Genomic DNA, 3616 nt, shown 5'->3' with positions numbered 1-3616 from the left:
AGTTCGGCCGGGTCGGGTGCGGTTTGTGGCGGTTTATCGAGCGCCTGGCGCAGCAGGTCGGTGGCGCGGTGAACTGGATGGCTGCTGAACTGTGCAGCCAACGGCATGGTGGAACCGGTCATTTGGCAAAGCTCCCTCGCTGGCCCGTGCCGGTCTCGCCCGTACGGCCCACGCCCCCGATCCCCTTGTTACGATGCGCGCTCGTGCCCCTGAGTGCGCCGGCAAGTGAAATCCCGTCTGAAATCCCGTCAATGGGGCGCCGCGATCCTTTGCGTTTCTTCGGCGCTCCGGCGGATCAAATGCGCGAACCCCGGTCCGGGTTCCCGATCTTTTTTCGCTTATGCCGATTTAGTTTGTGAGTGGGGCGCGCGGGCGACACCAATGGGGCAAGGCTTGGGTTTTCCTGTGCTCCCGGCGGCATAGTGATGGGCCTCACAATAATGCGGGCGCTAGCGCGCCATCTGTCCCTCAAGGCAAGGGCATCCCCGCCCTGGCATTCTGTGAGGAGACTGAGACATGAAAACGAAATCTGTGATGCTTGGCGCCGCCATTGCCGCGCTTTCGCTTGCTGCAATGGTGCTTTCTCCGGCCAATGCGGAGACCGGCGATGCCGGCCACGCGGCAGCCATCGAGGCCTGCTCGGCGGTCAACCCGTTCCAACCGGTCGAGGCGCTCGGCGCCGTCGATGACGGAAGCGGGATCGGCTTCAGCCTGGTCTGGGTCGGCGACGCCAAGGACAGACTCTGGTTGTGCGATGCCGACGCCGAGGGCTCCGTCTATTCGTATTCGCTGATGACGGCCGATTTGTTGGAGGGCACCGGGCCCGAGCTGATCGGCCTCACGCCCGCCTCCAATGGCGGCTTCGAGGATGACCCACAAGCGGTGGCCGAGAAGGTCTGCGCGGCGTACCTGGAAGACGGCGGCACGGTGCTGTCGAGCCGGCCTGACGGTCTCGGCACCGATCCCGGCTATGCGATCTTCGTGGAAAACGAGGCCGCTGATCTCTATCTCTGCAACGCCACGGGCGACGCCATGGTGTGGGCGTTTGAGCCTATCGGCGAGCCGCTCAGCTTTGAGAACGGTACGGCGGCCAGCTAAATCCGTTTAGGTGTTGGTAGCGGGTGCGGGGGCTTCGGCTCTCGCGCCCGTTGCCATGCCGGTGCCCGCGAGCTCGTTCAGCATCCGCACATAAAGACGGTAGGCCAGTGCGTTGAGGCCTAGCCTTGCGGCGAGAGCCGCGGGCAGGACGAAGCGGGCATAGACGGAGAGCAGAGCGCGGGCCGGGTTGTCCGAGGCGGCACGGAGTTGTGCCAGAATGCGAGGCGCCAATGCATAGTAGCGGGCGATCAGGGCTGCGCCGCCCGGCTGCTTGGCCAGCACGTCGTCGCGGTAGCGGCGCAGCGTGCGCAACTCGAAACAATCGTCGTCGAGACCGAGCACGTCGCAGCAGGCCGTGGTGATGAAGCAGCCCTCGGGCGATGTGCATTCGTTGTTCTCTTGCTTCTCGGCCAAGGCGTCGCGGCGTTCGGCGGCCCAGTCGAGCGCCTGGCGCATGGTCACGCAGTCGATGTTGAAGCGACAGTCGTCGTCCTTGCCCGACAATTTCAGCACGAGCTCCATGGACTTCTCATCGCGCAAGAGGGGTGCGGTGGCGAGCGGCAGCACGATGCTCACCTGGTCGTCGTAAATGTCGGTGCAGTTCCCGCACAACGCGTCGACGACGACGACGGTCCCGTCCGCATTCTTGGCGATGAGGCGGTTCTCGGGCTTGACGAGGAACTCTTCAGGCAGCGAGCCCTCCGCGCTGCCTTGGACGAAGATCTTGGCGTCGAAATCCGTATTGACCTGGAACTCGAGCCCGAGATCGCAGGCCTTGGGGTCGATCGGGGAAAGGTCGCGCTGGCTCGCGCCGGCGCTGGTATCGCTCGCCTGCGCCGTCCACGGGCCGAACTTTTTGGACTCGTAGCATTCGGGCTCGGACGGCTCTTCGGAGTCTTCCTCCTCTTCGTCCTGCGCGAAGGCGCGCTGGCCCGAGCCAAGGAGCCGGGCGCCGGCGCAAGCAGCGAGGAGGAGGACAAGCGCGCGGCGGCGCGTGTGTTTCAGCATGAATCGACCTTATGGGGTTGCCGGGGAAATTTCGTGGCGGAGACTAGCAAACAGAAAGGCTTAGCGGGAGTGGCCAAGGCCCGCCGAGGAGGGGGTGCGCCGATTCGCAGCCTCTTTAGAATCTGCTAGCGTGGCCCACCTGATCCGGGGAGCTATCCTCGGGTGCGGCGGGTGGTGGAAATATGGCGGAGTTGACCAAGGGCAGGGCCGTTTGCGCCGCCCTGGCTCTCGTCCTGTTCGCCGCGGGGCTTTCGCCCCGTGCCCTGGCCCAGGGCGCCACCGACTATCCGATTCCCTCCAGCGCCAAGGAGGCCTACAGCCCCATCGGCGAGGGCTTCGAGGTTCCTATAGAGCCGCGCGCCCATTTGCGCGGACCAAAACCCTACGTCGATGATCGCGAAGAACAGCTCAAGGAGGTCAGGCGCCAACGCATGCCGAACGCGCCCGCCTTCTTTCGCGACTCGGAACTGCACGCCAACAGCCGGACGTATGAGTTCAGCGAAGACCAGTTCGGCTTCAACGCGCCGCAGGCGTTCACCACCGGCGGCTCGCTTGCGTATCAGTCAGGCTATCTCGCCGATGTCTTCCAACTCCGCGGCGTGCTCTACACGACGCAGCCTCTCTATGCGAATGCCTTTGCGGGCGAGACGGAGAATCTCTCGGCGGACGGCGATCAGGTTACGACGCTTGGCCAGATCAACGGACGGCTCAGCCTGGCAGGCCAGGAGATCACGGCGGGACGGCAGCTCGTGCGCACGCCCTACATCAATCCCTACGACATCAGGATGATCCCTTTGACCTTCGAGGGTGTCGTCCTCGCCCCCGAGCAACGGCGCTCGGGGCTCGACTACATGGCCTCCTATCTCACGCGCTACAAGCCGTGGGATCAGGGCGACTTCATCTCATTCAGCGAAGGGCTCGGCATCGCGGGGACCGACGATGGCGTCCTGATCACGGGGGCCAGCTACAGCGCCAACGGTTGGAATCTTGGCGCGTCCAACTATTGGATCAAGGATGGGCTCAACACCGCCTATGGCGAGATCGACTATCTCTTACCGTTCGGCAACGACGAGGATGGGCCGAGTGTCCGGGCCGGCGTCAACTTTCTCGATCAGCGGACAGTGGGCGCGGATCTGGTCGCGGGCGCGCCTTACGAGACCTATCAGACTTCGGCGCGGATCGTAACGAGCTATCGAGGCTTTGTGCTGACCGGCGCCGTATCAAAGACCGGCGACGAGGCGAATATTCAAAAGCCGTTCGGCTACAGCACATCGTACACGGCACTGGTTGTGACCAATTTTCATCAGGCCGATGTGCAGGCCTATTTGGTCAGGCTTTCTTACGATTTGGAGAGGCTCGGCTTCGAAGGGGTGAGGTTCGAGGCCGCATGGGGCAAGGGCAGCGGGACGCCGGATCTGGCCACCAACGGAGGCTTCGCCGACCAGGAGGAGCTCGATCTCCGCTTCGTCTACGAGCCCCATCGCGGCAAGCTCCAGGGGCTTCGCGTGGA

General features: G+C 64.0%; 3 protein-coding genes. 2 read left to right on the top strand and 1 reads right to left on the bottom strand.

What is annotated here, in order from left to right; genetic code table 11:
- The first annotated feature begins 516 nt into the window (after positions 1 to 516).
- Positions 517 to 1098: a hypothetical protein gene (locus ACSLE4_RS04210; RefSeq protein ID WP_435903225.1), complete on the top strand. Its 582-nt coding sequence runs from the start codon at positions 517 to 519 to the stop codon at positions 1096 to 1098.
- Positions 1099 to 1104: 6 nt separating this feature from the next.
- On the opposite strand, the gene ACSLE4_RS04205 is transcribed toward ACSLE4_RS04210, so the two are convergent.
- Complete coding sequence (locus ACSLE4_RS04205; protein WP_435903224.1) at positions 1105 to 2106, bottom strand: CFI-box-CTERM domain-containing protein; 1002 nt, start codon at positions 2104 to 2106, stop codon at positions 1105 to 1107.
- Between the two features lie 182 nt (positions 2107 to 2288).
- Here ACSLE4_RS04205 and ACSLE4_RS04200 point away from each other — a divergent pair.
- On the top strand, positions 2289 to 3616 hold a 1328-nt coding region (locus ACSLE4_RS04200), incomplete at its 3' end, for an OprD family outer membrane porin (protein WP_435903223.1).

The sequence above is a fragment of the Methyloceanibacter sp. genome, assembly GCF_051306395.1.
Classification (GTDB): Bacteria; Pseudomonadota; Alphaproteobacteria; order Rhizobiales; family Methyloligellaceae; genus Methyloceanibacter.
This window is presented reverse-complemented; position numbering and strand designations above follow the sequence as displayed.

Bases quoted from the DNA above. Each gene is read 5' to 3' on its own strand.
- ACSLE4_RS04210 (WP_435903225.1), top strand. From the start codon at position 517: ATGAAAACGAAATCTGTGATGCTTGGCGCCGCCATTGCCGCGCTTTCG.
- ACSLE4_RS04205 (WP_435903224.1), bottom strand. From the start codon at position 2,106: ATGCTGAAACACACGCGCCGCCGCGCGCTTGTCCTCCTCCTCGCTGCT.